A 23957-nucleotide genomic window follows, 5' to 3' on the forward strand; every position below is an offset into this window, starting at 1 on the left:
AGTTGGACTCGCGAGAGTCCCCCTCACCCGCGTTGCATCTCCGATGCAATCCGACCTCTCCCCGCAGGCGGGCCGAGGTGACGTCGCGGCGGGGCCGGTGCCCCCTACAACACCACCCGTCTCCCCTCCTCCGCCGCCCAATACCCCGCGTAGTTCACCTTGATCGTCTCATACGCCAGCGCCAGATCGGACAGCGGCTGCCGTCCCGTCGCGGCGCATTCCATGAAGTCCTGGATTTCCTGCAAGTAGCCGCGCGTCCACTCCTCCTCGAGGCAGACATATTGCCAGCCGGTCTTGCGGTCGACTTTTTCGGTGATGTAGACGGAGGCGAGCTTCTCCTCGGAGGTCTGGTAGCTCATCAGATGCGTGTTCGGCGTGATATTGGCGAACAGCGAGCCGCCTGACGTGTAGGTCTCGATCAGATTGCGCACGCCGCCCATGATCATGTCCCCGGAGAACACCGTGGCCTTGGTGCCGTCCGAAAACGTCGCGGTCAGCGTGCCCCAGTCCTCGACGTCGACCGGATTGGCCTTGATGTAGGTGCGCTCCTCCGGCTTCAGGACGGCCGTGACGTTGCCGACATCGCCGGTGACGCTGGCAACGCGGATGGTCTCGCCGCGCGCCTTGGCCTCGACCTGCTTGAGATACAGCACGGCGGAGAGCGGATGGCAGCCCATCCGGATCAGCGAGCCGCCGCCGGTCATCGCCCATTGCGCGGCATGCGCCGCATGCGACCCGGAATGGCTCTCCTCGCCCTTCATGAACAGGATTTTGTCTTTCGTCGCCTTGATGATCTCCGCGGTCTTGGTCACCGCCGGCGCGTAGATCCAGTCCTCGGCATACATGAAGAGCTTTCCGGTACGCTCGATCGCGGCACGCGTGACGTCCATCGCCTCCAGCACGCGCTCATACATCAGCGCCTTCGGCACATGCTTGCCGATCGGCTGCCGGTCGCCCGCGCGACCAAAATAGCCGGCGAAGGGTTTTTCACAGATCACGTGCTTGCCGGCTTGCATGGCAGCCACGATCATTTCGGCATGCAGATTGGGCGGCGTGCAGATGTCGATGACATTGAGCTCGCGGTCCGCGATCAGCTCGGCGAAGCCGCGGTAGACCCGTGGAATCTGGTGGCGGCCGGCGAATTCGACCACGTGGTCGCCGCGCGCAGCGACCGCCGCGACCTCGACATCCACGCCGTAGACGCGCCGGAACGCATACATATGCAGCTCCGACACGAAGCCGCAGCCGACGAGTCCAACCCTGATCTTGGCCATAGTGCCCCCTGACCCATGCTTTGGGCCGCACTATAGCGCGCCGGCAGGTCTATTCCACCGAGACCCGCACCACACCGGCGTTCATCATGCCCAGCGCTTTGGCGGCCGGCACCGAGAGATCGACGATCCGGCCGCGGATGAATGGGCCGCGGTCGTTGACGCGGCATTGAATCGAGCGGCTGCCGTAGGACACCTTCAGCACGCTTCCGAAGGGACGCGTCCGGTGCGCGCAGGTCAACTCGCCGCCTTTGCCCGGCTTTCCGTATCCGTAGTAAGAAGCAAGTCCGTTTTCGGCGTGAGCAACTGAAAAGGCGGAAAGAGAAAAAGTAGCAAGGCAAGAGAATAGCGTCGTCTGTCCTCGCACGGCACCGCTCCGGGTTGGCCCCGCCCGGCGCTACAAACGTTCCGTTGTTCCTCAAGGTTCCAAGCCACTGCGGGCCGCGCCCGCCGGTGCCATCACACATTGTTACTGTTTGTGGAACACGAGCGTCCGGACCTCGATGCTTTCGCGCGGCGGCGCATCCGCCGGCGTGGTCGGATCGACGAACGCCGTGTGGGGCCCGAAGCGCGTGCGGCCATCGGTTGCGGAATCGTAGCACTTCAGCAGCAGCGCTTCCTCGGGCGTCATCTCGGGGAAATAGAACCAGCGATGGTTCGGATTGTATTTCACCGAATAGGTCTCGCCGCGACGGTTGGGATAGATCAGATCGGAGGCGACGAGATCGTCGGGCGCGACCGTGGTGCCGTCGGCCATCGCGAGCGGCGAATCGCGCAACGGGCCGCGGATCGGCCGCCACAGATTGATCACCTGGACGCGGCCTTTCAGCAACTCCTCGGCCTCATCGGGCAGATGTTCGCGCACGCGATTGGCGCCGGAGATTGCGGTCTGGTCGACATGGACCCGCGTTGCCGGCTGGCGCGGCCCACCGTCGCGAATGTCCGCGGCGCCCTCGACGCGCCTGCGCACGGTGTGGTCGAAGATGAAGACGCGGTCGGCCTTCAGCGTTGCGCGCAGGAAGGCCTCGACGGCGGGATAGTAGACCGCCCTCACCTCCTCGTCGTTGCTGAAGTCCTTCACCTGGGTCGGATGCCGCACCAGCGCAAAGCCTTCGCGGTCGAGCGAGAAATTTTCCGCGATCAGGCGCGCATCGAAGATCGGAACCTGATGCGGCTCCGGAAATGACGTGCTTTTGAGCTCGCCAGGCGGCGGATCGAAGGCATAGGTGCGCGGCTTGCCCGAAACCGGCGCGAGATAGTTGAGTTCAGCGGTGACGAAGGGAAGCGATTCGATTTTTGTTTCTTGCAGGCCCATGGCCGGTCTCCCGATGTGGTCGTCTGGATGATTTTTGAGGGGACCGCGCGTGGCGCAAGGGTGGTGGTGCAAATAGCAATGGGAGCGTTGTTGAGAGGGCAAGAGGCAGAAGGATCGTTTCAACGAACGCAATCGGATTAGGAGCGACTCTCTTCACTTCACGGACACTTGAGCGGACGTGAGGTCTCGTGCCCCGGACGCCAGCGCATCACGCAGTGGTGCGCCGCAGAGCCGGCGCCCATCTAACCGAGAGCGCATCCTGTGTGGCCTGGGTCCCCGGCTCCGCGGAGCAGCGTTGCACGCTGCGCCGCGTCCGGGACACGAGAGATGTTCCTACAACCCCGCCTTCGCAATCGCATCCGAGAACGAGCGATCCACGATCTCGGCCGCATCGAGCTTCTGCTTGATCAGGCCCCAGCGGAAATACAGATCGATCGTGCTCTGCTCGTCCGCCACCACGCCGTCATCGATCGGTGCGATCCGTATCTTTGCGCGTGACAGCCAGTTCTGCGGCACGGCAGTCGGGATGTTCATCAGCCTGCCCCAGGTGGCGGCATAGCCCTCGACATTGTTCAGCGACCACGCCCGCGCCGCGGTGAGGCGCCGGATGAAGTCGGTCAGTTCCGCGCGCTTGTCGCGGATCGCGTCGGGCCGCGCCACCTGAAAGCTCAATCCCGGCGTCAGGCCTTCCGAGGTGATGATGCGGCGTGACTTGAACAGCACCTCTTCCTGGCTGACATAAGGCTCCCAGGTCGACCACGCATCGACCGAGCCTTGCGTATAGGCGATCTTGGCATCGGACGGCGCCAGGAACGCAATCTGCACGTCGGTCGCACTCCAGCCGTTCTTTTCCAGCGCGGCGAGGATCAGTTGATGGCCGATCGAGCCGCGACCGGTCGCGACCTTCTTGCCGCGCAGATCCGTAAAACTCTTGATCGGCGAATTCTCGGGCGCGAGGATAGCAAGCCCCTCGCGCGTCTGCCGGATCGCAGCAATCGCCCTCACGGGCGCGCCGGAGGCGGCGGCGAAGGTGAAGGGTGCGTCACCCACGAGCCCGGTCTCAATCGCGCCGGCGCTGAGCGCTTCCAGCAGTGGCGCAGCCGCCGGAAACTCCTTCCACTCGATCTTGTAGGGGACGTCCTTGAGCACGCCGGCGGCTTCCATCACCGCCTGCGAATTGCCCTTCTGGTCGCCGACGCGCAGGGTGGTTTGCGCCGCCGTCAGCTCCAACGAGCCGAACAGCAGCGCGCCGGCCAGCATGAGGCGGATCATTCCGCCGCCTCGCCGCGAACGGCCTGGCGCTTGGCGATCAGCTCGCGCGTCAGCGGGATCAGCTCGCGCCCATACTCGATGGCGTCGATCAGCGGATCGAAGCCGCGGATCAGGAAATGGCTGATGCCGAGGTCGTAATAGTCGCCGAACACTTCGGCGACCTGCTCGGGCGTGCCGACGAGCGCTGTGGTGTTGCTGTTGGCGCCGGTGAGCTTTGCGATCTCGGTCCAGAGCCGCTTGTCGATGCGACTGCCCTGGTCGGCGAGCGAAAGCAGGCGCCGCGCGCCGGCCGTGGCATGGCCGTCGGCGGGCTTGCGATAGCCGGTCTTGTCCTGGAGCGCGGTGGCCCGCGCAAGAATCTCTTCCGCCTTTTCCCAGGCCTGCTTCTCGGTCGGGGCGATGATCGGCCGCACCGAGAGGCTGAAGCGCGGGGTCGGACGGCCCTGCCTGACGGCCGCATTGTGAACGCGCGAGGTGACGTCGCGCACCTGCGCATAGGATTCGCCCCACAGCGCAAAAGTGTCGGCGTGCTTGCCGGCGACGTCGATTGCGGCGTCGGAGCCACCGCCGACGAAGGTGTAGATGCCGGCTTTCTGCAGCGGCTTCACCTGCGAAAAGCCGTTCTCGACGTTGTAGTACTTGCCGCTGTAGTTGAACGGCTTCTCGCTGGTCCATTCCAGCCTCACCACATCGAGAAACTCGCTGGTGCGGGCGTAACGCTCCTCCTTGTCGTCGAGCGTGTTGCCGTCCTGCCTGAGCTCGGCGGAATTGCCGCCGGTGATGACGTGCAGCGAGACGCGGCCTCCATAGAGCTGGTCAAGCGTCGCCAGTTGCCGCGCGAGCAGCGTCGGCGCGGTAAAGCCCGGTCGCTGCGCAATCATCACTTTCAACGACTTGGTGATGGTCAGCACATGCTGGGCGACCTGGAGCCCATCCGGAGTGGTCGAATGGAACGCCAGCAGCGCGCGGTCGAAACCCGCGAGCTCATGCGCCTTCGCGACTGTCTCGATATAAGCGGGGTCGAGCACCGGACCCTGGCGCACGATGGTCTCGGAAGCATTACTGTTGGCGATAAAGCCGATGAACTCGACCGACATGATGTTCTCCCTGAATGTTAGCCGGAAAGCTAGAGTCCCAATGCGGCACGGCCGAGGCCCGTGCGCGTGGAATCGTCCTGCGGCGTGTGCACGCGACCGCACAGGACGTCGCGATAGTGCCGCTCCAGCGGATTGGTGCGGGAGAGGCCGTGATTGCCGGTGAGCGACAAGGCATCCTCGACGGCGGCGACGGCGTTGTTGGTTACGGCGAGCTTGATGACGTTGGACTCGCCGGCGGAGAGCTCGACACCGTCATCGAAATCACCGGCGAAGGATGCGATCAGCCGCGCATTGACGGCGAGCCGTGCCTCGATCGCGCCAAGGATCTCCTGCGCGCGCGGCAAGGTCGCAAGCGGCGCGCCCAGGCTGGCCGGCACGCGCTGCTTCAGGAACGCGACCAGCCAGTCGCGTGCAGCCCGCGCAACGCCGTCATAGATTGCGGCGACGAAGATCGTGTGGACGGTCGCCTGCGCGACATCGGGTGCCCGCCAGTCGACAGGCTTGCGCACATCGATCTCGGCATCGAGAGGAATCACGACGTCGTCGAAGATGACGTCGTGGCTGCCGCTGGCGCGCAGGCCGTGATGATCCCAGGTCTCGACGATGCGCGTGCCCGGCAGGCCCGCCGGCACCAGGAACTGTCCGACGCGCGGCTCGGCCTCGTCCGTCCGCGCCCACACCAGATACCATTTCAGGATCGGCGAGCCCGTCGAATAGATCTTGTGCCCCGAGAGCCGCCAGCCGGTTTCGGTCCGACGTGCAATGGTCGCGGGCAGGCCGCCGCGCGCAGGCGAGCCCAATTCGGGTTCGACGCGGAGCGCGTTGACCAGCGCAAGGCCTTCGACACTCTCGCGCGCGAGCTTGCGCGACAGCCGCGCCGGCCAGGTCGGGCTTCGTGCCATCACCAGATGGTTGATGTAGTGCATCGACAGCACCAGCGCGGTCGACGGATCGGCCTTGCCGATGATGCCGAGGACGCGTGCGGCGTATCGTGCGCCCGCTCCGGCCCCGCCATGGGTGGCCGGCACCGTCAGCGACAGCAGGCCCGCCTCGGACAGCTCGCGAAAATTCTCGAAAGGGAAGCTGCCGGCGCGGTCGTGTTCGGCCGCGCGCGCGGCGAAGGCCCCGGCCAGCGCCTCGGCACGTGCGATGTAGTCGGGCTCGCTGTGGGCCGTGCGCCCCTTGGCTATCGAAGTCACCATGTGGCGTCCAATCCCAGCAGGCCAAGAATCTGGCGGCGCAGATCGGCCAGATATGGATCGCCGCGATGGCGTGGATAGGGCCGGTCGACACGGATGTCGGCCTTCACCCGCGCCGGGCGGTCGCTGAACACGATGACGCGATTGGCGAGCACCAGCGCCTCCTCGGCGTCATGGGTCACCAGCAGCGTGGTAAAGCCCTTGCGCTGCCACAGCGAGACCAGCTCGGCCTGCATGGTGATGCGGGTCAGCGAGTCGAGCTTGCCGAGCGGCTCGTCGAGGATGAGGATCTTTGGATCGTTGACCAGCGCGCGGGCCAGCGCCACGCGCTGCGCCATGCCGCCCGAGAGCTGGTGCGGATAGGCAGTGCGGAAGTCCGACAGCCCCACGAGATCAAGCGCGGCATCGACGCGGTGACGCTGGCTCTTCAAGATGCCCTGCGCCTCCAGCCCCAGCGCGACGTTGTCCCAGACCGTGCGCCAGGGAAACAAGGTCGGATCCTGGAATACGACTACGCGCGACGGGTGCGGTCGCGTGATGCGAACCTCGTCCTCGCGCAGCGTTCCGGACCTGGGCTTGTCGAGGCCTGCGACGAGGCGCAGCAAGGTCGACTTGCCGCAGCCGGAGGGGCCGAGCAGCGCAACGAACTCGCCCGGCTCGACGGAGATGCTGACCTCGCTGAGCACCGGCAGCTCGGCGCCGTCGATGTCGAAGGCGTGGCTGACCTGCTCGATGTCGAGCGCGGCGCCGGCGGCCCGGTGGGCGTCGATTTCAGCCAATGCAGCTGAGGCTACCATTTCACGGTCCCCTTCTGCCAGACCAGCAGGCGATCGCGGATCGAAAACAGCAGCGTAATCGCGCCGGAGCAGAGCAGCGACATCACGATCAGCGCCGCATACATGTTGGCGTAGGCAGCCCAGCCCTGCGCCCATTGCAGGTACCAGCCGAGCCCGGCCTTGACGCCGATCATCTCGGCGACGACGAGCACGGCAAAGGACGAGCCGAGCCCCATGAACAGGCCGACGAAGACGTGCGGCAAGGCCGCGGGGATCGCGACCTTCAGCACCAGGAAGGACGGCTTTGCCCCGAGCGTCCGCGCGACGTCGTAATAGGCATTGCTCACGCTCGCCACGCCCGACCAGGTCAGCACCGTGACGGGAAAGCCAGTTGCCAGCGCGATCAGAAAGGTTGAGGCGCTCCAGCTCGACGGGAAGGTGAAGAAGGCGATCGGCAGCCAGGCGGTCGCCGGCAGCGGGCCGATGAAGCGCAGCACCGGATGCACCCAATAGCCGACCGCGCGCGACCAGCCGATCGAGACGCCAGTCAGGAAGCCGACCGTGGCGCCGATCAGATAGCCGCCCAATTGGAGCTTGACCGAGGCGAACACGCTATCCAGCAGTTTTGGCAGATCGTCGGTGTAGACCTCGATGATGGACTGCGGCGGCGGGAAAAACGGCAATGGCAGCCATGCGAACTTTGCCGTCGCGACTTCCCACAGGGTCAGGAAGACGCCGAGCACGACGAGCCATGGCGCGCGCTGGCGCAAGGCCCGGCCCGCCGGGCCGAGGTAGTCGGCGCCGACGGTCCCGAACAGCGCGACGGCCGCGATGACAAACGCGGCAATCCCGAGCGAATGGGTGCGCGACCAGTCGCCGACGTCCTCCCACCACAGGCAACAGAGGCCGAAGGCAATCCACGCCACGCTGGCGAGAATGCCGATACCGGATTCCCGGACCCAGCTCCCGAGCAGCGGCGCGCGAGAGAGACGCGGCGCGCCGGAAGCAAGGCCGTCAGACAGCGAATACGTCGACATAGATGCGCTCCGCGAATTTGGCGGTATCGGTGCTCTGCTTGAAGACCTGCACGCTCTTGAGATCGTCGGCATAGGCCTTGAGCTCGCGTTTCAAGACTTCGCCGACGGGATGATGATGGTGGGTGTGGTAGCGCACCATGCCCTCGATATCGGCCAGCGATGCCGTCTTCGGCGCATAAGGCTGGAACGACTTCGCCGTCACCGACGGATTCTGCGCGGTGAACATCGCGGCATCGAGCAGCGCCTGCGTGAGGGCGCGCGCGACCTGCGGCTCCTCACGCACGAGGCTGCCGCGCAGGCCGAGGATGCAGCAGCTCTTGTCGCGATATTCGCCATCGAGATTGGAGGCGACCTCCCTGTACTGGCTGTCCTTGAGCCAGAGATAACCCAGCGGGTCCGACGACAGGAACGCCTGCACCTCGCCCTTCTCGACGGCGACGTTGAGAAGGTTGCCGGGATAGGCGCGCCAGTCCACATCCTTGTTGGGATCGATGCCGAGCTTCGCCAATTGGATCGAGAAGAAATTCTTGTCGGGGCCGCCGAGATCGCCGACCGCGACGATCTTGCCCTTGAGATCGGCGAGCTTGCTCACGCTGGACTCGGCGCGCGTCAGCACGCGCATGCAGCCGCCATGGGTTCCGGCGGCGATCTTGACGTCAAAGCCCTGCTCCAGCGGCTTCAGCCAGCGCAACGCCATCCCGAGCCCGGCATCACTCTTGCCGGTCGCGATGGCCTCGAGCAGCTGGTCGGTCGAACCGGAATAATTGATGAGCTCGATGTCGAGATTGTGCTTCTGGAAGAAGCCGTGCTCGATGGCGACCGGCACCGGAGCGAGACAGACCGCGCCGGCATTCCAGGACAGTTTGAGCTTGCGCGGCGCGCCGGTGAGCGCGGGCGCATCCGAGGCTGTCCGGCACAGCGGGAACTCCGAGAGATCGACACCAGGCGCGATTGCCCGCGGCGCAAAGGCCTGTGCCGCACCGAAGGCACCGAGCGGCGCGGCGAAAGCCGCAGCGAACCCTGCCTGAAGCAGGTGGCGCCGGTCGAGCCTCGATCCGCCGTGCTTGTCGTCGTCGTTCATCCGTCCCCACTCCTGCGCTGGCACGGCTCCGCCGTCGGCACAACGGTTTTCGTTGCGCATGTTCCGTGCGGAGCTGCGTTGAGAGAAATTGTTTTCGCCGGCGCCTCACGCGCCGCGTTGATGCGATGCGCAAATCATGCGGCGCGCTTGCCGCATCGTCAATGAAATGGAATTTCGAATGTGGCGCCAAGCGAAGTCATTCTCTCCATCGGCGCGCGCGGGGACGATGAAAGGATTTCAGCCGATGCATCGGCTGGCAGGGTGCGGTGCGGCTCCCTCGCCTGCTGCATTCTTGCGCAGCTGCGACCGCGCATACCGCACGTTCTCGAAAGCAGCGCTTCGCTGAAACGTCCTTGCCCGTCGCGCGCGCAATACGGTTGGCCATTTCATTGACTGCGCATCGCGCGAACTTAGACTTGATCGTCTCGCTGCATCGTTCGCTCACACATCGTGAGCAAAGCACAAGACAGGCCACATGAGCATCAACTCCCTCCATCATTCCATCACCCGCCGGCTCGCCGCATCGCTGCTTGCCGCCGCCATCACGCTATCGACGGCCGCGGGAGCATTTGCGGCTGACGCCGTCGTGCTTCGCGTCGGTGACCAGAAGGGCGGCAACCGCTCGCTGCTCGATATCTCGGGCTACGCGAAGGATTTGCCTTACAAAATCGAGTGGTCGGAATTTCCCGCGGCCGCGCCGATCCTGGAGGCGCTCAACGCCGGCGCGCTCGACGTCGGCTATACCGGCGACCTCTCGTTCCTTTCGGTCTACGCGGCCGGCGCGCCGATCAAGGCGATCGGCGGCACCAGGTCGGATGCGAAGACGCAAGCCATCCTCGTGCGCCAGGATTCGCCGATCAAATCGGCCGCGGATCTCAAGGGAAAACGCCTCGCCGGCACGCGCGGCGGCTGGGGCCAGTTCCTGATCGACGCCACGCTGGAGAAGGCGCAAATCAAATTGGAAGACGCGACCTTCGCGCCGCTCGGCCCGGTCGACGCCAAGATCGCGCTAGTCGCGGGCTCGATCGACGCCTGGGCAGTGTGGGAGCCCTACGTCACGTTCGCGACGCTGAAGGACAAGGCCCGCGTGATCGCAAACGGCGATGGCCTGACGCCGACCATCACCTTCATCGTCGCCTCCGATAACGCCATAACCACCAAGCGCGCGGCGGTGCAGGACCTCGTGCAGCGGCTGAACAAGGCGCGGCTGTGGTCGCTGGATCACCTGGGCGAATATGCCAAGAGCACGGCTGAGCTGACCAGGCTGCCGGAGGACGTGCTGCTCTCGGCCTACACCGCGCAGCGCACCAGCCCGATCGTGATCGACGAGAACGTCGTGAAGGAGGTGCAGGAAGCCTCCGATCGCTCGACGCGCTACGGCATCCTGCCGAAGAAGCTCGACGTCAGGCAGGCCGTGGACCGCAGCTTCACCGCTGCGGCCGCTGGATCGAACTAGACGGAAGCGGCGAGATGCGCCGGCTCCGTCTCAAGGCTGGCCCGCTGCATCTCGCCGCGATCGTGCTCGCGCATTTTGCCTGCATGAGCCTGATCGTGTGGCTCTCGCTCTAATGCGCAAGATCACCAATAGCCGCGATAGTAAGGCCGGTAATACGCTCGGGGCCGGTAGTAGCCATAGCGGTAGCCATAATAGGGACGGGGACGGTAGTAGGACCGATACCCATAACCATAGCCCGGTCCGTAGGCGTAACCCGGTCCATAGCCGCCGCCATAATAGGCCGGCGCATACCCATAGCCGTAACCCGGATATCCGTAGCCGCCGTAGTACGGGCCTCCGCCGTAATAGCCATAAGCTGAGCTGCTGGCGATGGCACCGCCGATGATCGCGCCGGCCGCAAGGCCCCCGAGACCCCATCCAAAACCTCGGCCGCGCCAGTGCACCTGCGTGACATCGTCGCCGGTGGCCGCCTTCATGGTCGCGACATTGGTCGGCATCGGGCCCGCTGCGGCCTGCCCGATTTGGCCGGCCAGGACCGCGCTGGCCAGCGAACAGGCAATTGCCGTTTTCCAGATCCTCATCGTCTTACTCCCTGTCTGACGTTTCGCTTGGAAAATGGATCGCAGCTCCATGATCAGGCATCCTTGCGCCAAGTCAAAGCATCGAATTTGGCCTCGAAAATGGCGTGCACCGCACAAGAGGCGTGCCTCCATTCTGATCAACCGGTACCCGAATGGGCTCGACAACCTCGCCGCGTGTGACACCGGCACGACGGTGCCTTGGGGCCCAATCACCGCGGCAAAGCATTAAGCTTCCCGCGCGTTCGCAACCAACAACCACCTTCCCGATTTACTATTCGTGCCGTTACTATCGGTTCCAATGTGCGCGGCCGGGAGGCTTCTCGCGAAGCGCCAGAGTTGTGGGAGGATGACATGAGTGCCGCGAGACCCGAGCCGCTTGCCCGACAGGCGCTGGCGTTCGTCCTGGCCGGCGGACGCGGCAGCCGGCTCCTGGAGCTGACCGACCGGCGCGCCAAGCCCGCAGTCTATTTCGGAGGAAAATCCCGCATCATCGATTTCGCGCTGTCGAATGCGGTGAACTCGGGCATCCGTCGCATCGCGGTCGCCACCCAGTACAAGGCGCACAGCCTGATCCGGCATCTTCAGATGGGCTGGAACTTCTTCCGTCCCGAGCGCAACGAGAGCTTCGACATCCTCCCGGCGAGCCAGCGCGTCTCCGAACACATGTGGTACGTCGGCACGGCCGATGCGGTCTACCAGAACATCGACATCATCGAATCCCACGCCTGCCGCTTCATCGTGGTTCTCGCCGGCGACCATATCTATAAGATGGATTACGAGGTGATGCTGCGCCAGCATGTCGACAGCGGCGCCGACGTCACCGTCGGCTGCCTCGAAATGCCGCGGGCGGAATCCTCGGGCTTCGGCATCATGCATATCGACGAGAACGGCTGGATCAAAGAGTTCCTGGAGAAGCCGGCCGATCCGCCGCCGATGCCGGGCAAGCCGGACGTCTCGCTCGCCAGCATGGGCATCTACGTGTTTGACGCGAAATTCCTGTTCGAGGAGCTCAAGCGCGACGCCGAGGACCCGAACTCCAACCACGATTTCGGCAAGGACATCATCCCCTACCTCGTCAAGAACGGCCGCGCCATGGCGCACCAGTACTCGACCTCCTGCGTCCGCTCCGGCAGCGACCCCCGCGCCTATTGGCGCGATGTCGGCACGGTCGACGCCTATTGGGCCGCCAATATCGATCTCACCGACGTGGTCCCCGAGCTCGATTTGTTCGACAGCGCCTGGCCCATCTGGTCGTATTCAGAGATCACACCGCCGGCAAAATTCGTCCACGACGAGGAGAGCCGGCGCGGCCAGGCCGTGAGCTCGCTGGTTTCGGGCGGTTGCATCATTTCCGGCGCCTCGCTGCGGCGCTCACTGCTGTTCACCGGCGTGCGCGTCAACTCCTACGCCAATGTCGAGAACGCCGTAATCATGCCCTACGTCAATGTCGGCCGCGGCGCGCGCTTGAAGAACGTGGTGATCGATCGCGGCGTCGAGATCCCGGAAGGGCTCGTCGTCGGCGAGGATCCCGAGCTGGACGCAAAGCGATTCCGCACCACCGAACAGGGCATTTCGCTCATCACGCAGCCGATGCTCGACAGGCTCAATACATGACGCCTGTTCGCGTCCTCGCGGTCGCCTCTGAAGTCTATCCCATCGTCAAGACCGGCGGCCTCGCGGATGTCGCGGGCGCGCTGCCGATCGCGCTGAAGGCGCATGGCGTCGAGATGCGCACGTTGATGCCGGGCTATCCCGACGTGATGCGGACGTTGGGGGGAGCCGACGAAATCCGGCGCTGGCCGGATTATTTCGGCGGACCCGGACGTCTGCTCGCCGGCTCGCATGACGGACTCGATCTGTTCGTGCTCGACGTGCCGCATCTCTACGCGCGGCCTGGCAATCCCTACGTGACGGCCGAAGGCGTCGACTGGCCGGACAATGGCGTGCGGTTCGCCGCCCTGTCGCGCATCGCGGCCGACATCGGCCACGGCCTCATTCCCGCCTTCGTGCCCGATGTCGTACACGCTCACGATTGGCAAGCCGGGCTCGCACCGGCCTATCTGCACTATGACAATCGGCCGCGGCCGGCCACCGTGATGACCATCCACAACATGGCTTATCAGGGCAAGTTCGATCGCGCACTGATCGGTTCGATTGGCCTGCCCTGGCACGCCTACGGCGTCAACGACCTCGAATATTTCGGCGGCATCAGTTTCTTGAAGGCGGGACTGCAGTTCGCCGATCGCATCACCACGGTCTCGCCGACCTATGCGCAGGAGATCCAGAGCGACGAGGGCGGCATGGGATTCGGCGGCTTGCTCCGCGCCCGCGCCAACGTGCTGAGCGGAATCCTCAACGGCATCGATGTATCCGTTTGGAATCCGCAAGAAGATCCGCACATCGCCTACCGCTTCGGCGCGGAGGACCTCACGTTCCGGGCCGCGAACAAGGCGGTGCTTCAGCAACAGTTCAATCTGGATTCATCGGACGAAACGCCGTTGCTCGGCGTCATCAGCCGCCTGTCCTGGCAGAAGGGGCTCGATCTCCTGCTCGAGGCGATTCCGACCATCTTGCGCGAAGGCATGCAGCTCGCGCTGCTCGGCAGCGGCGACCGCGATCTCCAGGATGGCTACCAGGCCGCAGCGCGCGCGAACCCTGGCCGGATCGGGGTTGTGATCGGCTATGACGAGATCATGGCGCATCTGATCCAGGCCGGCTCGGACGCGCTCATCGTGCCGTCACGGTTCGAGCCGTGCGGCCTGACCCAGCTCTGCGCACTGCGCTACGGCGCCGTGCCGATCGTCTCGCGCGTCGGCGGCCTCGAGGATACCATCGTCGATATCGGCGAGGCCGATAAATCGGGCCACGATGCCACTGGGTTCAAGTTCGCACCCGTCACCGCGGATGCTCTCGCCGGCACACTGCGCAAGGCCAACATCGCCTTCCATGACAAGCTGACCTGGCGCCGGCTGCAACTGAGCGGCCTTGCGACCGACGTGTCCTGGCGTAACCGCGCCGGCGACTATGCCGCGCTTTATCGCGGCCTTATGACGGCGCGCGCCTGAGGCGCGACCATCGTCGAATCAATGCTATAGAGCGCTCATGGACCCGTTCTTGATCAAGCTGATCGGCTTTGCCGCCGCCACCTGCACCACCGTGGCCTACGCGCCGCAAGCCATCAAAGTGTGGAAGACCCGCTCCACCGGCGATATTTCGCTCGGCATGTTCCTCGTCATGGTGCTGGGGCTGGCGCTCTGGCTCGTCTATGGCCTGCTATCGGGGGATGCGCCCCTCGTCGCCGCCAACGCCGTCACCATGGTGCTCGCCGGCGGCATTCTGTTCATGAAGCTGAAATACGGGTGAGCCACTCTTCTTCACCTCTCCTCGCTTGCAGGAAGAGGGAGAAGATCACCCCCCGAACACATACGACGCCATCGCGACATTCGCGACCTCGTCGACGAAGACGCGCTTGCCCGCGTCGCTGCCGGCGGCGCCGGCGGCCACCATCAGCGGCAGCAGATGATCTTCGCGCGGATGGGCCAGGCGCGCACTCGGTGCGCTCTCCCAGTCAACCAGCATCGCGTTGCGGCGCGCCGCGTCCTCATGGCTGATCGCCTCGTTCAGATAGGCCTCGAAATCATACGAGACCGGCTTCGATTCCGCCCGTCCGAACCCGCGCATGTTATGATAGGTCAGCCCGCTGCCAACGATCAGAATGCCTTCATCGCGCAGCGAGGTGATCGCCTGCCCGACCTTGATGTGTTCGGCCGCGTCATAGCTCGATCTCAGCGACAGCAGCACGATCGGCATGTCGGCGTTCGGATACATCAGGCCGAGCGGCACAAAGGTGCCGTGATCGAAACCCTGGTTGGGATCCTCCCGGCAATCGACGCCCGCACGCGTAAGCAGCGCCTTCACCCGCGCGGCGAGCTCGGGCTGGCCCGGCGCCGGATATTTGAGGTGATATGTGTGCTCGGGGAAACCGTGATAATCGTACACCATCGGCGGATGCGCCGAGGTCGACACGGTGAAGGCCTCGGCCTCCCAATGGCCGGTGATGACGAGCACCGCCTTCGGGCTTGCCGGCAACAGCTGCGGCAGCCGGCCGAACGCCTCGGCGGTCTTCGCATATTGCACCCGCCTGTCTTCCATGAACGGCCAGGGACCGCCGCCATGCGACAGGAAGAAGGTCGGAAATCGCACCATGGGCCAAGGCTCGTTTCATCGCCAACATGCGCGTGCGAGCTGCCCGCGCGATCGGGCGTGAGCATAGGCAAACCCGTATGGTTAGCAAGGCGTTAACGATTTGCCGCCCAAAATCCCGGACGTGGCCGAAGGAGTCGGCCAGCAGTCAGGGACGTGAGATGAAGAAGTTTGCGCTGGGGGACGTCGTCAACAGTGACAAGGGCCGCCGCGGCGTCGTTCGCGCCGCCTACAGGTCGAAGGAAGGCCAGCAATTCTACGCCGTCGAGAAGGATGGCGCGATGGATTATCTGGAGGAACACCGGCTGAGCCCGGCACCGCGCGTCGAGCTCGCGGCTTAAGCCCAACTCACCCTGCCCTAACGCCCGAGCCGGTCCAGGCGCTCCGACCAGGGGTCATCTTCGCTCGCGATGGGATCGTTCGTGATCAGCAGCAGGCGATCGCTGCCTGCGGCCGCATCCCAATGCGGCAGGTCAGCGCCGTTGGGATCGCCGCTCCTCGCGAAATTGATCCAGTAGGCGCGCATGCGGCTTGCGACGTCGCGATCCCCTCGTGACAAGATACCCGCCCCGGGCACGCCTTCCACGCCGAAGATGAACTGCAATTCCCGCCCGTGACCACCCTCGGGATTTGCGCGCCGTGCCTCCGGCACATAGGCGAAGCGATAGCGAAAGGTCGGCGCTCCGCTGGCGGCATGCAGACGCGCCAGCAGTCTCACCGGCTCGGAGAAGACCTTGTCGGTGTAGAACCTCGCCGCGCGGTCCGAAGGTCTGGCGACATCGGGGTAAAGCTTGCGCAGTTCATCGCTCGTGATGCCTGACGACGCCAGCTCTTCCCTGATATCGAGCTCGCTGTCGAAACCCGTCTCGTCGTCGTTCGACCCGATAATCAGGGGAATGCGGCTCTCATGTCCGGCCGCGAAGCCTGCGGCGATCTCCTCGCTCACCAGACTTCCATCGATCGTCGGCGCGAAGCTGCGCGGCGATTCTTCCAGCAGATGTTTTTCGGCGGCGAGCAGATCTCGCGGCTCGGCTGCGCGCAAATCAGCCTGCCGCCCAAGCGCCGCCACGAATTGCCGGCCCACAATTTCGGCCTCTTGCGCCGAGCGCAGGCGCGCACGGCCAGGGACCGATTGCAGAATGGCTTTCTGAAAGAGCGCGCGAGATCGCGTAGACAGCATCAGCAGCGCGATCGAGGTCGCGCCTGCGCCGCTGCCAAACAAGGTGACATTGTCGGGATCGCCGCCGAAAGCCGCGATGTTGTCGTGCACCCAATGCAAGGCGGCGATCTGGTCCATCAGGCCGTAATTGCCGGAGCCGCCTTCGAACAGCGCGGGATCGGTGAACCAGCCGAACACGCCGAGGCGAAAATTGACGGTCACCACGATGAGACCGGCCTGCGCGAGCCTGCCACCGTCGAACAGCGGATCGTTCGCGGTGCCACTGGCGAAAGCGCCATCGTGGATGAACAGCATCACCGGCAGCGGGCCATCGATCCCGAACGGACGGAACACGTTCAGCGTGAGGCAATCCTCGCTCGCGCCCGGCAGCGACGGCTGAAGACACGGTGCGCCATAGGCATAGGCGGTGCGCATCTCCGAACTCTCGGGCGTCGCCTGCGGCGGACGCCAGCGCAGCGGCCCGACCGGCGCGGCCGCGTAAGCCAGTCCCTTGAACGAGGCTACCTCGCCTTCGACGGCGCCAAGCATCTGCCCTTCGCGCGTCAGCGCGAACGGAAACTGGCCGACCGGCTGGCCCACGGCCGAGCCGTTGCAACAGAGGACGAGAGACGTCGCAAAAAGCGCGAGCACGAACCGCATCTTCGGAGCATCTCGATGCACGGAAGGATTTGGGCAGGTTATGTCCGCGGCCCACCGCAGGGCAAGCGTCGCAACTGCGCCTAGCTCCCTTTCGCGATAAGCTCCGCCAGTGCGTGACGTGCGATGATGCCGAGTTCACCGAGCGTCGAGTGACCGGACTGCGCCGCCTCGATCAGGCGTTCTGCGATGAACCTGCGGCTGTCGTGATCGCCACCGTACGGCAGCTGGCGGCACGTCTCCTCCAGGACGACGTCCATGTTCGCTTTGGTTCGCTCACTCAACTCTGTCATGACGCCCTGGAAACGCGTGGCTTGTAGCCGCAAGCATACACAGACGGATCGTCCATGATTAGCCCGGGTAATCACGGCCATTGTGCATCGCGATGCGTGCATTGAAGCAACGTTCGCGCGGCCATGATGAAGCCGCAAACGGCTACCGAAGATTGCACTTGCTCTGATGACAAGCCAAGCCTGCGGCGATAGCCTGCCGGGCAAAACAAAACACACGGGAGGAAATGCCATGCCGGATGCAATGGTCGCTGCACGTGCCTCTGACGCGGGACGCGGAACCAGCCAGCAGGTCGATGTTGCCGTGGTCGGCGCCGGATTTGCCGGCCTCTATCTTCTCCATCGGCTGCGCAAGGCCGGCCTCACGGCGCTCGGCCTCGAAGAAGCCGGCGATGTCGGCGGCACCTGGTACTGGAACCGATATCCCGGGGCGCGCTGCGACATCCAGACCATCGATTACAGCTACACTTTCGATCCGGACCTCGAGACGGCCTGGACCTGGTCGGAGAAATACGCAACCCAGCCCGAGATCCTGCGCTATCTCGGCTTTGTCGCCGACCGCTACGATCTCAGGCGCGACATCCGCTTCGAGACCAAGGTCACGGAAGCGACATGGGACGAGGCGACCGAACGCTGGCAGCTCACCACCGACAATGGCGCACCGGTCTCCTGCCGCCATTACATCATGGCCACCGGCTGCCTCTCGGCGCCGAAGCCGCCGGAAATCGAAGGCGTCAAGGATTTTGGCGGCGAGGTCTATTTCACCGGGCGCTGGCCGCATCATGGCGTCGACCTCGCCGGCAAGCGCGTCGCTGTGATCGGCACGGGATCGTCGGCCATCCAGTCGATCCCGCTGATCGCCGAGCAGGCCGCGCACCTGACCGTGTTCCAGCGCACGCCGAATTTCGCGCTGCCGGCACACAACGGTCCCGCACCGTCGGATCGCGCGAGCCTCCTGCAAAGCGACCGTGCGGCCTATCGCGAGCAGGCGCGCCTGTCGATGGCGGGCGTGCCCTATCCGCAGCAGACCGCGGTGAGCTGGCAGCTCAGCGATGCCGAGCGGCGCGCGCGCTTCGAGGAAGCCTGGGGCAAGGGCGACCTCGTCTATATCCTCACGCAGCTCTGGGCCGACCAGGCCGTCGATGTCGACGGCAACAAGCTGATCTGCGACCTCATCCGCGAGAAGATCTCCGCGGCCGTGAAAGATCCGGAGACGGCGGCAGCGCTGATGCCGCACGATCATCCCTTCGGTGCAAAACGCCCCTGCCTCGATACCAACTATTATGCGACCTACAACCGGCCGAACGTCACGCTGGTCAATCTGCGTCAGGAGCCGATCAAGGCGATCATCGCAAGCGGCATCACGACGTCCAGGCGCAGTGTCGACGTCGATGTCATCGTGTTCGCGACCGGCTTCGACGCCATGACCGGCGCGATCCGCGCCGTGCATCCGATCACCGGACGTGGCGGCAAGTCGCTCACCGATGTCTGGGCACAGGGGCCGCAGACCTATCTCGGGCTCACTGTGGCAGGCTTCCCGAACTTCTTCATGATCACCGGACCCGGCAGCCCGTCGGTGCTGTCGAATATGGCGGTGTCGATCGAGCAGCATGTCGACTGGGTCGTCGACCGGCTCAAGGCCCTGCACGACGCCGGTTTCACCACGATCGAGCCGACCGAGACGGCGCAGGCCGGCTGGGGCCGGCACATGGTCGATTGCTCGATGGTGACGCTGCACCGGCTCGCCAACACCTGGTACACGGGCGCCAACGTGCCCGGCAAGGTGCAGGGCCTGATGCCCTATACCGGCGGCGTCGGCCCCTATCGCAGCATCTGCGACGAGGTGGTCAGCCGCGGCATGCTCGGCTTCAAGCTGACCGGCCCCAATATCGCCGCGCAATGCAATGACGGCGAGGTGGTGCGCTTGCAGCCGGATGTGCGGCTGGTGCTGAACCTGCTGGCATCGCTCAACCTGCCGCCGATCGAGTCGATGGGCGCGCTTGGTGCCCGCGCCTTCGTCGACGAGTTCAACAAGGGCCGCCCGGCGGGACGGCCGATCGGCGACATCGTCGACGGCACCCTGCCCGGCGCCGACGGCCCGCTGGCTTACCGCGTCTACAAGCCTGCGACGCCCGGGCCGCATCCGGTGGTGGTCTATTTCCACGGCGGCGGCTGGGTGCTCGGCGACGAGCAGTCGGACGATCCGTTCTGCCGGGACATGGTGCGGCGGACCGGCATGATGCTCGTCAGCGTCGGCTATCGTCATGCGCCCGAGCATCGTTTCCCGACCGCAGCCGAAGACGGCTATGCGGCAACGCGCTGGATCGCCGAGCACGCCGCCGATCTCGGCGGCAAACCGGGTCCGGTGCTGGTCGCGGGCTGGAGCGCCGGCGGCAACATCGCCGCCGTCACCTGTCAGCTTGCCCGCGATCGCGGCGGCCCGGAGATCGCCGGCCAGCTCCTGATCTGCCCGGTCACCGACTGCACCTTTGACCGCCCCTCCTACAACGACAATGCGACCGGCTATTTCCTGACCCGCTCGCTGATGTACTGGTTCTGGGATCTCTATTGCTCGCCGGCCGACCGCACCGATCCGCGGGTGTCGCCGCTCCGCGGCAAGGTCTCAGGCTTGCCGCCGGCCTTCGTCGTCACCTGCGAATTCGATCCCCTGCGCGACGAAGGCATCGCCTATGCCGAAGCGATGGCAGCCGCCGGCGTTCCGGTCGAGCAGCTCAAGGCGCGCGGTCATTTCCATTCGTCCTTCACCATGGTGGACGTGGTGATCACCGGGGTCTCCGGCCGGGTGCAGATGGCTGGGGCCTTGCGGCGCTTCGCCGGGCTTCCGCCCGAGCTTGGTCGCGGCGATGAAACCAGCCACGGCCGCACCAGTCCCGGCCACAGAATCGCGGCGGCCGCGAGCTGACGGCGAACGCCGGGAACTATTTCCCCGTCATCGCGTTTGCTGCTGTGGCATCGAGATGAAGCGATGGGTGTAGGCCCCGGCACGCAGCTGAGCGTGCTGGGGCTGTTTTTGCGTGAGGCGGGACGATGGGGGACGTGGTTGGGGACTCAAAGGTCGATTTTGGTGTCCTTGCGGTGTTGTATAAATGGCCGTCGCTTGCGAACCAGCGGCGGTCGGACAGAGCGTCCTACCAGGTGAGCGAGGGCACGCTCGACGAATGCATCTCGGCGTTCATGGCGAAGCCGGCCGCAACCAGGCATCTGTATGAGATCCGCACGATCGCCCAGCCGCCGCTGGTCACGGACATCCTCTCGCCCGAGCACGTCACCGAGCTGGCGCGGCTGAGAGAATTTCTCTGATCCTTGCGGAAGCACCGATCGAGCGCAGGAACCTTCTTCCGGTTTTTCCCGTTGATGGTGATCGGAAGCGAAGGCGTGAGTGCCTCACATGCTTGAAGCCGGCGTGCCAGCCCCGGTCGTGCCCTATGGCGCAGACCAGACCCTGTTCGTGGTGATCGACCGCCTCGACAAGGCGACCGAGATCCGCATCGAGCGAAGCGATCTCGACGCCACGATCGGCGAGCTCGTCGCCGGCTGCTTCAACGATCCCATCAAGGTCATCTCGTTCAACACGCTCGAGCACTGGATGAAGGACATCTCGACCGACGTCGCCGGCGAGATTCGGGCGCGCTGCGACATCGATGGCGTGACGCTGCCCGATTATCTCAGCGACTTCGTCGAGAGCTATAGCTGAGCGCGCGGGGAATCAGGCGCGCCGATATTTGCCGGCGATGACCTCGATCTCGCGGCGGCGTTCGCCGGCGAAGATCAGCAGCTTTTCAATAGTAGATGTATCCGTGATCCGTTTCGCGAGCCGCTCGGCGCGTGCGGCTTGGTCCTCGAGATACTGGATCGTACTCAAACGCCGCCCCCCCCAAAAGAATTCCGACTTGGAGTCCCGAATTGTCTCGGTATCCATCGTGCAGTGGGGGCGGCTAACAGCCGGTTAAGCAGATCGTCTCGGATCGATGAGAACCGCGCTTATCGCACCACGTCGAGCCGAACATTGGTGACGCCCTTGTCGACCATGCCGAGCGCCTCGGCCGCGGAGGGAGAGATGTCGACCACGCGTCCGCGAACATAAGGCCCGCGATCGTTGATCCTGACGGTCACGAAGCGACCGGATGAGACCTCGGTGACGCGCAGCTTCGTGCCGAACGGCAGGGAGGGATGGGCCGCGGTCAATTCGTTCCTGTCGAACCTCTCGCCGCTCGCCGTCTCCGTGTCCGAATAGAAGCTGGCGACGCCATGCGAGACGCTTTGCTTGGCCTCGCCGTCTGGGATGCGCGCCCGGCTGATCGGACGCGGATGCAGTGCCGCCACCCTATGCGGGCGCTCGACGGTTGCCTGCCTGCTGGTGCCGGCCAGGTCGGCCTTCTGACGACCGACCGGCGATTGGGCACACGCCGCAAGCGACGCCGCACCGATGATGGCGAGCAATACCCGGCACAGGGTTGCCAGCGAAATCCGGGCATTTTCGGTACGTGCAAAGTGAGACATGATGCGCCTCCGAATGCCCGGAGTTTCGGTGGGCAATGAGGGCAGAACCTTGTCGGAACAAAAGCACGCCTGAGGCCGCAGCCGTTTCGCATTCAGCTGTGACGATTCCACCACAGTGGCTTGTCCTGAATCGAGACAGGCTCGCGGGATAAGCCCGCGCTCTCGCCTATGTGCACAGCCGACGAAGCCCATCGCGCCGACACGCGGACCGTCAGGCTTTGCGAGGCCTCACCGCGCAACGGCGTTTCCACCTGAAATGGCATCGCTACGCTGACCTGGTTGCGGTTGGCCGGAGCCCCAGGCTCAGTACTTCGGCTCGTACATCTGGGACTGGACCAGTCCCTTCACGTCGTTGGGCGCGGGTCCGTCCGCGAGCCCGCGCTGATAGGCGACGTCGGCGACGGCGGCGGCGATGCGGACCGAGACCTCGCGGATGCGCGGCAGCGCCGGATAGAGGCTGCCCTGCGCAAGATCGTCCTTGCCGACGCAATCGGCGAGCGTGTGGGCGGCCGCCATGAACATCTCGTCCGTGACGAGGCGCGAGCGGCTGGCAATGACGCCGAGGCCGACGCCAGGGAAGATGTAGGAGTTGTTGCCCTGGCGCGGCACGAAGGTGCGGCCATTGAGCTTGACCGGGTCATACGGGCTGCCGCAGGCAAACAGCGCACGGCCCTCGGTGTAGCGATAGGCATCCTCCGCCGAGCATTCGGCCTTCGAGGTCGGGTTGGAGAGCGCGAACACGATCGGCTGTTCGTTGAGCGCGGCCATCGCCTTGAGCACGTCGGGCGTGAAGGCGCCGCCGACCGCGGCAACGCCGATGATCGCCGTCGGCTTCAGCGTCCTGATCGCGGTGAGGAAGTCGGCGATCGGCGCCTGGTCCGCATGGGCATAACGGAGCTTGTGGCCGGACAGGCCTTCACGGCCGCCGACGACGAGGCCGCGGGAATCCACCAGCCAGTTGCGCCGGAGCGCCTCGGCCTCGGAGGCGCCCTCCGCCATCATGGCGGACGTCACGAGATCGGCGATGCCGGTCGCGGCCTCGCCCGCGCCGAGGAACAGGATGCGCTGATCCCTCAGCTTGCCGCCGTTGACGCGCAGCGCCGAAAACAGGCCGGCGAGCGCCACCGCCGCCGTGCCCTGGATGTCGTCGTTGAAGACGCAGGCTTCATCGCGGTATTTGTGCAGCAGCTTGAACGCCGAATGATTGGCAAAATCCTCGAACTGGATCAGCACACCCGGGAAGGTCTTTCGCGCGGCGACCATGAACTCGTCGACGAAGCTGTCATAGGCCTCGCCCGTGAGCCGACGCTCGCGCAGGCCAAGATAATACGGGTCTTTCAGGAGCTCTTCATTGTTGGTGCCGACGTCGAGCACGATCGGCAGGCACAGTTCGGGATGCACGCCCGCGCAGGCCGAATACAGCGAGAGCTTGCCGACGGGGATACCCATTCCGTTGGCGCCGAGATCGCCAAGTCCCAAAATGCGCTCGCCGTCGGTGACGACGATCAGCTTGGCCGGATAAGGCCAGTTCTTCAGGATTTCGGTGATCTGGCCCCGATCGCGCGAGGAGATGAACATGCCGCGCGGGCGCTGGAAGATCAGGCCGTATTTCTGGCAGGCGAGCCCGACCGTCGGCGTGTAGATGATCGGCTGGATCTCGTCGATATTGTCGACGACGACGCGGAAGAACAGCGCCTCGTTGCGGTCATGCAACGCATTCAGCGCGACGTATTTTTCGAGGTCGGTCGGCAGCGTGCGCAGATTGACGAGCACGCGCTCGACCTGGGTCTCCATCGTCAGCACGCAAGGCGGAAGCAGGCCGCGCAGGCCAAGCGTATCGCGCTCCTGCGCGGTGAAGGCGGTGCCCTTGTTGAGCAGGGGATCGCGCAGCAGTGTCATGCCGTGCATGGAATCGGACGATGTCGAATGGGCGCTGACCCGAGCAGGTCTATTCACGAATTCCCCCAGGGAGTTTCTTATTGAACGGCCAGCATTGTCGGCCAGCGCTCACCTGAGATCAAGGACGCAGAAAACCGCGGCAG

General features: G+C 64.9%; 24 protein-coding genes. 8 read left to right on the plus strand and 16 right to left on the minus strand.

Annotated features, from left to right (window positions below; translation table 11 throughout):
* Window positions 1-104: 104 nt before the first annotated feature.
* The 9 genes from IVA88_RS30245 to IVA88_RS30285 form a co-directional block, all read right to left on the minus strand.
* Entirely contained in the window at window positions 105-1274 is a 1170-nt protein-coding gene (locus IVA88_RS30245; RefSeq protein WP_247500842.1) for a Gfo/Idh/MocA family oxidoreductase, read from the minus strand.
* Window positions 1275-1323: 49 nt separating this feature from the next.
* Entirely contained in the window at window positions 1324-1638 is a 315-nt protein-coding gene (locus IVA88_RS30250) for a septal ring lytic transglycosylase RlpA family protein (protein WP_247500843.1), read from the minus strand.
* A gap of 102 nt (window positions 1639-1740) precedes the next feature.
* The gene (locus IVA88_RS30255) at window positions 1741-2586 is read right to left on the minus strand and encodes a CmcJ/NvfI family oxidoreductase (RefSeq protein ID WP_247500844.1); all 846 of its coding nucleotides are present in this window, start codon (window positions 2584-2586) and stop codon (window positions 1741-1743) included.
* A gap of 333 nt (window positions 2587-2919) precedes the next feature.
* The gene (locus IVA88_RS30260; RefSeq protein ID WP_247500845.1) at window positions 2920-3858 is read right to left on the minus strand and encodes an ABC transporter substrate-binding protein; all 939 of its coding nucleotides are present in this window, start codon (window positions 3856-3858) and stop codon (window positions 2920-2922) included.
* Window positions 3855-4955, minus strand: coding sequence for an LLM class flavin-dependent oxidoreductase (locus IVA88_RS30265; RefSeq protein ID WP_247500846.1), 1101 nt, complete (start codon window positions 4953-4955; stop codon window positions 3855-3857). Before IVA88_RS30265 ends, IVA88_RS30260 begins: the two co-directional genes overlap by 4 nt.
* Window positions 4956-4984: 29 nt before the next feature.
* The gene (locus IVA88_RS30270; protein ID WP_247500847.1) at window positions 4985-6157 is read right to left on the minus strand and encodes an acyl-CoA dehydrogenase family protein; all 1173 of its coding nucleotides are present in this window, start codon (window positions 6155-6157) and stop codon (window positions 4985-4987) included.
* Window positions 6151-6951, minus strand: a complete 801-nt coding sequence (locus IVA88_RS30275; RefSeq protein ID WP_247500848.1) for an ABC transporter ATP-binding protein — start codon at window positions 6949-6951, stop codon at window positions 6151-6153. The genes IVA88_RS30270 and IVA88_RS30275 overlap by 7 nt, the downstream gene beginning before the upstream one ends.
* Window positions 6945-7967: an ABC transporter permease subunit gene (locus IVA88_RS30280; protein ID WP_247500849.1), complete on the minus strand. Its 1023-nt coding sequence runs from the start codon at window positions 7965-7967 to the stop codon at window positions 6945-6947. The genes IVA88_RS30275 and IVA88_RS30280 overlap by 7 nt, the downstream gene beginning before the upstream one ends.
* Entirely contained in the window at window positions 7945-9048 is a 1104-nt protein-coding gene (locus tag IVA88_RS30285) for an ABC transporter substrate-binding protein (protein ID WP_247500850.1), read from the minus strand. Before IVA88_RS30285 ends, IVA88_RS30280 begins: the two co-directional genes overlap by 23 nt.
* Window positions 9049-9523: 475 nt before the next feature.
* Between IVA88_RS30285 and IVA88_RS30290 the strand changes: the two genes are divergently transcribed.
* Complete coding sequence (locus IVA88_RS30290) at window positions 9524-10504, plus strand: ABC transporter substrate-binding protein (protein ID WP_247500851.1); 981 nt, start codon at window positions 9524-9526, stop codon at window positions 10502-10504.
* Between the two features lie 122 nt (window positions 10505-10626).
* Here the strand turns inward: IVA88_RS30290 and IVA88_RS30295 are convergent, their stop codons facing one another.
* Window positions 10627-11085: a hypothetical protein gene (locus IVA88_RS30295; RefSeq protein WP_247500852.1), complete on the minus strand. Its 459-nt coding sequence runs from the start codon at window positions 11083-11085 to the stop codon at window positions 10627-10629.
* A 351-nt stretch (window positions 11086-11436) separates the two neighbouring features.
* Here IVA88_RS30295 and glgC point away from each other — a divergent pair, with 351 nt between their 5' ends.
* From glgC to IVA88_RS30310, 3 genes are read left to right on the plus strand one after another with little or no spacing between them, the layout of a single operon-like run.
* Entirely contained in the window at window positions 11437-12699 is a 1263-nt protein-coding gene (gene glgC, locus IVA88_RS30300) for a glucose-1-phosphate adenylyltransferase (protein WP_247500853.1), read from the plus strand.
* Window positions 12696-14150, plus strand: coding sequence for a glycogen synthase GlgA (gene glgA / locus IVA88_RS30305; RefSeq protein WP_247500854.1), 1455 nt, complete (start codon window positions 12696-12698; stop codon window positions 14148-14150). The genes glgC and glgA overlap by 4 nt, the downstream gene beginning before the upstream one ends.
* Before the next feature lie 37 nt (window positions 14151-14187).
* Window positions 14188-14448 carry a SemiSWEET transporter gene (locus tag IVA88_RS30310; RefSeq protein WP_247500855.1) on the plus strand — a complete coding sequence of 87 codons (261 nt, stop codon included), beginning with the start codon at window positions 14188-14190 and terminating at the stop codon, window positions 14446-14448.
* Window positions 14449-14493: 45 nt separating this feature from the next.
* Here IVA88_RS30310 and IVA88_RS30315 read toward each other — a convergent pair whose 3' ends face one another.
* Window positions 14494-15291 (minus strand): class III extradiol ring-cleavage dioxygenase, encoded by a 798-nt coding sequence (locus IVA88_RS30315; RefSeq protein WP_247500856.1) that lies wholly within the window; start codon window positions 15289-15291, stop codon window positions 14494-14496.
* Between the two features lie 158 nt (window positions 15292-15449).
* Between IVA88_RS30315 and IVA88_RS30320 the strand changes: the two genes are divergently transcribed.
* Entirely contained in the window at window positions 15450-15629 is a 180-nt protein-coding gene (locus IVA88_RS30320; RefSeq protein WP_247500857.1) for a hypothetical protein, read from the plus strand.
* Between the two features lie 17 nt (window positions 15630-15646).
* On the opposite strand, the gene IVA88_RS30325 is transcribed toward IVA88_RS30320, so the two are convergent.
* Together IVA88_RS30325 and IVA88_RS30330 are read right to left on the minus strand one after the other, a co-directional pair.
* The gene (locus IVA88_RS30325; protein WP_247500858.1) at window positions 15647-17107 is read right to left on the minus strand and encodes a carboxylesterase family protein; all 1461 of its coding nucleotides are present in this window, start codon (window positions 17105-17107) and stop codon (window positions 15647-15649) included.
* Window positions 17108-17187: 80 nt separating this feature from the next.
* Window positions 17188-17364, minus strand: a complete 177-nt coding sequence (locus IVA88_RS30330; protein ID WP_247500859.1) for a hypothetical protein — start codon at window positions 17362-17364, stop codon at window positions 17188-17190.
* 262 nt (window positions 17365-17626) lie between these two features.
* Between IVA88_RS30330 and IVA88_RS30335 the strand changes: the two genes are divergently transcribed.
* The 3 genes from IVA88_RS30335 to IVA88_RS30345 all read left to right on the plus strand — a co-directional run bounded on the left by IVA88_RS30335 (window position 17627) and on the right by IVA88_RS30345 (window position 21109).
* Window positions 17627-20317, plus strand: coding sequence for an alpha/beta hydrolase fold domain-containing protein (locus IVA88_RS30335; protein ID WP_247500860.1), 2691 nt, complete (start codon window positions 17627-17629; stop codon window positions 20315-20317).
* A gap of 125 nt (window positions 20318-20442) precedes the next feature.
* Window positions 20443-20715: a hypothetical protein gene (locus tag IVA88_RS30340; RefSeq protein WP_247500861.1), complete on the plus strand. Its 273-nt coding sequence runs from the start codon at window positions 20443-20445 to the stop codon at window positions 20713-20715.
* A gap of 88 nt (window positions 20716-20803) precedes the next feature.
* On the plus strand, window positions 20804-21109 hold the full coding sequence (locus IVA88_RS30345) for a hypothetical protein (RefSeq protein WP_247500862.1): 306 nt from the start codon (window positions 20804-20806) through the stop codon (window positions 21107-21109).
* A 12-nt stretch (window positions 21110-21121) separates the two neighbouring features.
* On the opposite strand, the gene IVA88_RS30350 is transcribed toward IVA88_RS30345, so the two are convergent.
* The 3 genes from IVA88_RS30350 to IVA88_RS30360 all read right to left on the minus strand — a co-directional run bounded on the left by IVA88_RS30350 (window position 21122) and on the right by IVA88_RS30360 (window position 23871).
* Complete coding sequence (locus IVA88_RS30350) at window positions 21122-21277, minus strand: hypothetical protein (protein WP_247500863.1); 156 nt, start codon at window positions 21275-21277, stop codon at window positions 21122-21124.
* A 119-nt stretch (window positions 21278-21396) separates the two neighbouring features.
* Window positions 21397-21915 carry a septal ring lytic transglycosylase RlpA family protein gene (locus IVA88_RS30355; protein ID WP_247500864.1) on the minus strand — a complete coding sequence of 173 codons (519 nt, stop codon included), beginning with the start codon at window positions 21913-21915 and terminating at the stop codon, window positions 21397-21399.
* Window positions 21916-22218: 303 nt separating this feature from the next.
* Complete coding sequence (locus IVA88_RS30360) at window positions 22219-23871, minus strand: NAD-dependent malic enzyme (protein ID WP_346657661.1); 1653 nt, start codon at window positions 23869-23871, stop codon at window positions 22219-22221.
* Window positions 23872-23957 lie beyond the last annotated feature (86 nt).

This window comes from Bradyrhizobium sp. 149, assembly GCF_023073915.1.
Classification (GTDB): domain Bacteria; phylum Pseudomonadota; class Alphaproteobacteria; order Rhizobiales; family Xanthobacteraceae; genus Bradyrhizobium.

What these genes read in the sequence shown, in the direction of transcription:
- IVA88_RS30245 (WP_247500842.1), bottom strand. Translation starts at nt 1,274, where the DNA reads ATGGCCAAGATCAGGGTTGGACTCGTCGGCTGCGGCTTCGTGTCGGAG.
- IVA88_RS30255 (WP_247500844.1), bottom strand. Translation starts at nt 2,586, where the DNA reads ATGGGCCTGCAAGAAACAAAAATCGAATCGCTTCCCTTCGTCACCGCT.
- IVA88_RS30260 (WP_247500845.1), bottom strand. Translation starts at nt 3,858, where the DNA reads ATGATCCGCCTCATGCTGGCCGGCGCGCTGCTGTTCGGCTCGTTGGAG.
- IVA88_RS30265 (WP_247500846.1), bottom strand. Translation starts at nt 4,955, where the DNA reads ATGTCGGTCGAGTTCATCGGCTTTATCGCCAACAGTAATGCTTCCGAG.
- IVA88_RS30270 (WP_247500847.1), bottom strand. Translation starts at nt 6,157, where the DNA reads ATGGTGACTTCGATAGCCAAGGGGCGCACGGCCCACAGCGAGCCCGAC.
- IVA88_RS30275 (WP_247500848.1), bottom strand. Translation starts at nt 6,951, where the DNA reads ATGGTAGCCTCAGCTGCATTGGCTGAAATCGACGCCCACCGGGCCGCC.
- IVA88_RS30280 (WP_247500849.1), bottom strand. Translation starts at nt 7,967, where the DNA reads ATGTCGACGTATTCGCTGTCTGACGGCCTTGCTTCCGGCGCGCCGCGT.
- IVA88_RS30285 (WP_247500850.1), bottom strand. Translation starts at nt 9,048, where the DNA reads ATGAACGACGACGACAAGCACGGCGGATCGAGGCTCGACCGGCGCCAC.
- IVA88_RS30290 (WP_247500851.1), top strand. Translation starts at nt 9,524, where the DNA reads ATGAGCATCAACTCCCTCCATCATTCCATCACCCGCCGGCTCGCCGCA.
- IVA88_RS30295 (WP_247500852.1), bottom strand. Translation starts at nt 11,085, where the DNA reads ATGAGGATCTGGAAAACGGCAATTGCCTGTTCGCTGGCCAGCGCGGTC.
- glgC (WP_247500853.1), top strand. Translation starts at nt 11,437, where the DNA reads ATGAGTGCCGCGAGACCCGAGCCGCTTGCCCGACAGGCGCTGGCGTTC.
- glgA (WP_247500854.1), top strand. Translation starts at nt 12,696, where the DNA reads ATGACGCCTGTTCGCGTCCTCGCGGTCGCCTCTGAAGTCTATCCCATC.
- IVA88_RS30310 (WP_247500855.1), top strand. Translation starts at nt 14,188, where the DNA reads ATGGACCCGTTCTTGATCAAGCTGATCGGCTTTGCCGCCGCCACCTGC.
- IVA88_RS30315 (WP_247500856.1), bottom strand. Translation starts at nt 15,291, where the DNA reads ATGGTGCGATTTCCGACCTTCTTCCTGTCGCATGGCGGCGGTCCCTGG.
- IVA88_RS30320 (WP_247500857.1), top strand. Translation starts at nt 15,450, where the DNA reads ATGAAGAAGTTTGCGCTGGGGGACGTCGTCAACAGTGACAAGGGCCGC.
- IVA88_RS30325 (WP_247500858.1), bottom strand. Translation starts at nt 17,107, where the DNA reads ATGCGGTTCGTGCTCGCGCTTTTTGCGACGTCTCTCGTCCTCTGTTGC.
- IVA88_RS30330 (WP_247500859.1), bottom strand. Translation starts at nt 17,364, where the DNA reads ATGGACGTCGTCCTGGAGGAGACGTGCCGCCAGCTGCCGTACGGTGGC.
- IVA88_RS30335 (WP_247500860.1), top strand. Translation starts at nt 17,627, where the DNA reads ATGCCGGATGCAATGGTCGCTGCACGTGCCTCTGACGCGGGACGCGGA.
- IVA88_RS30340 (WP_247500861.1), top strand. Translation starts at nt 20,443, where the DNA reads ATGGGGGACGTGGTTGGGGACTCAAAGGTCGATTTTGGTGTCCTTGCG.
- IVA88_RS30345 (WP_247500862.1), top strand. Translation starts at nt 20,804, where the DNA reads ATGCTTGAAGCCGGCGTGCCAGCCCCGGTCGTGCCCTATGGCGCAGAC.
- IVA88_RS30355 (WP_247500864.1), bottom strand. Translation starts at nt 21,915, where the DNA reads ATGTCTCACTTTGCACGTACCGAAAATGCCCGGATTTCGCTGGCAACC.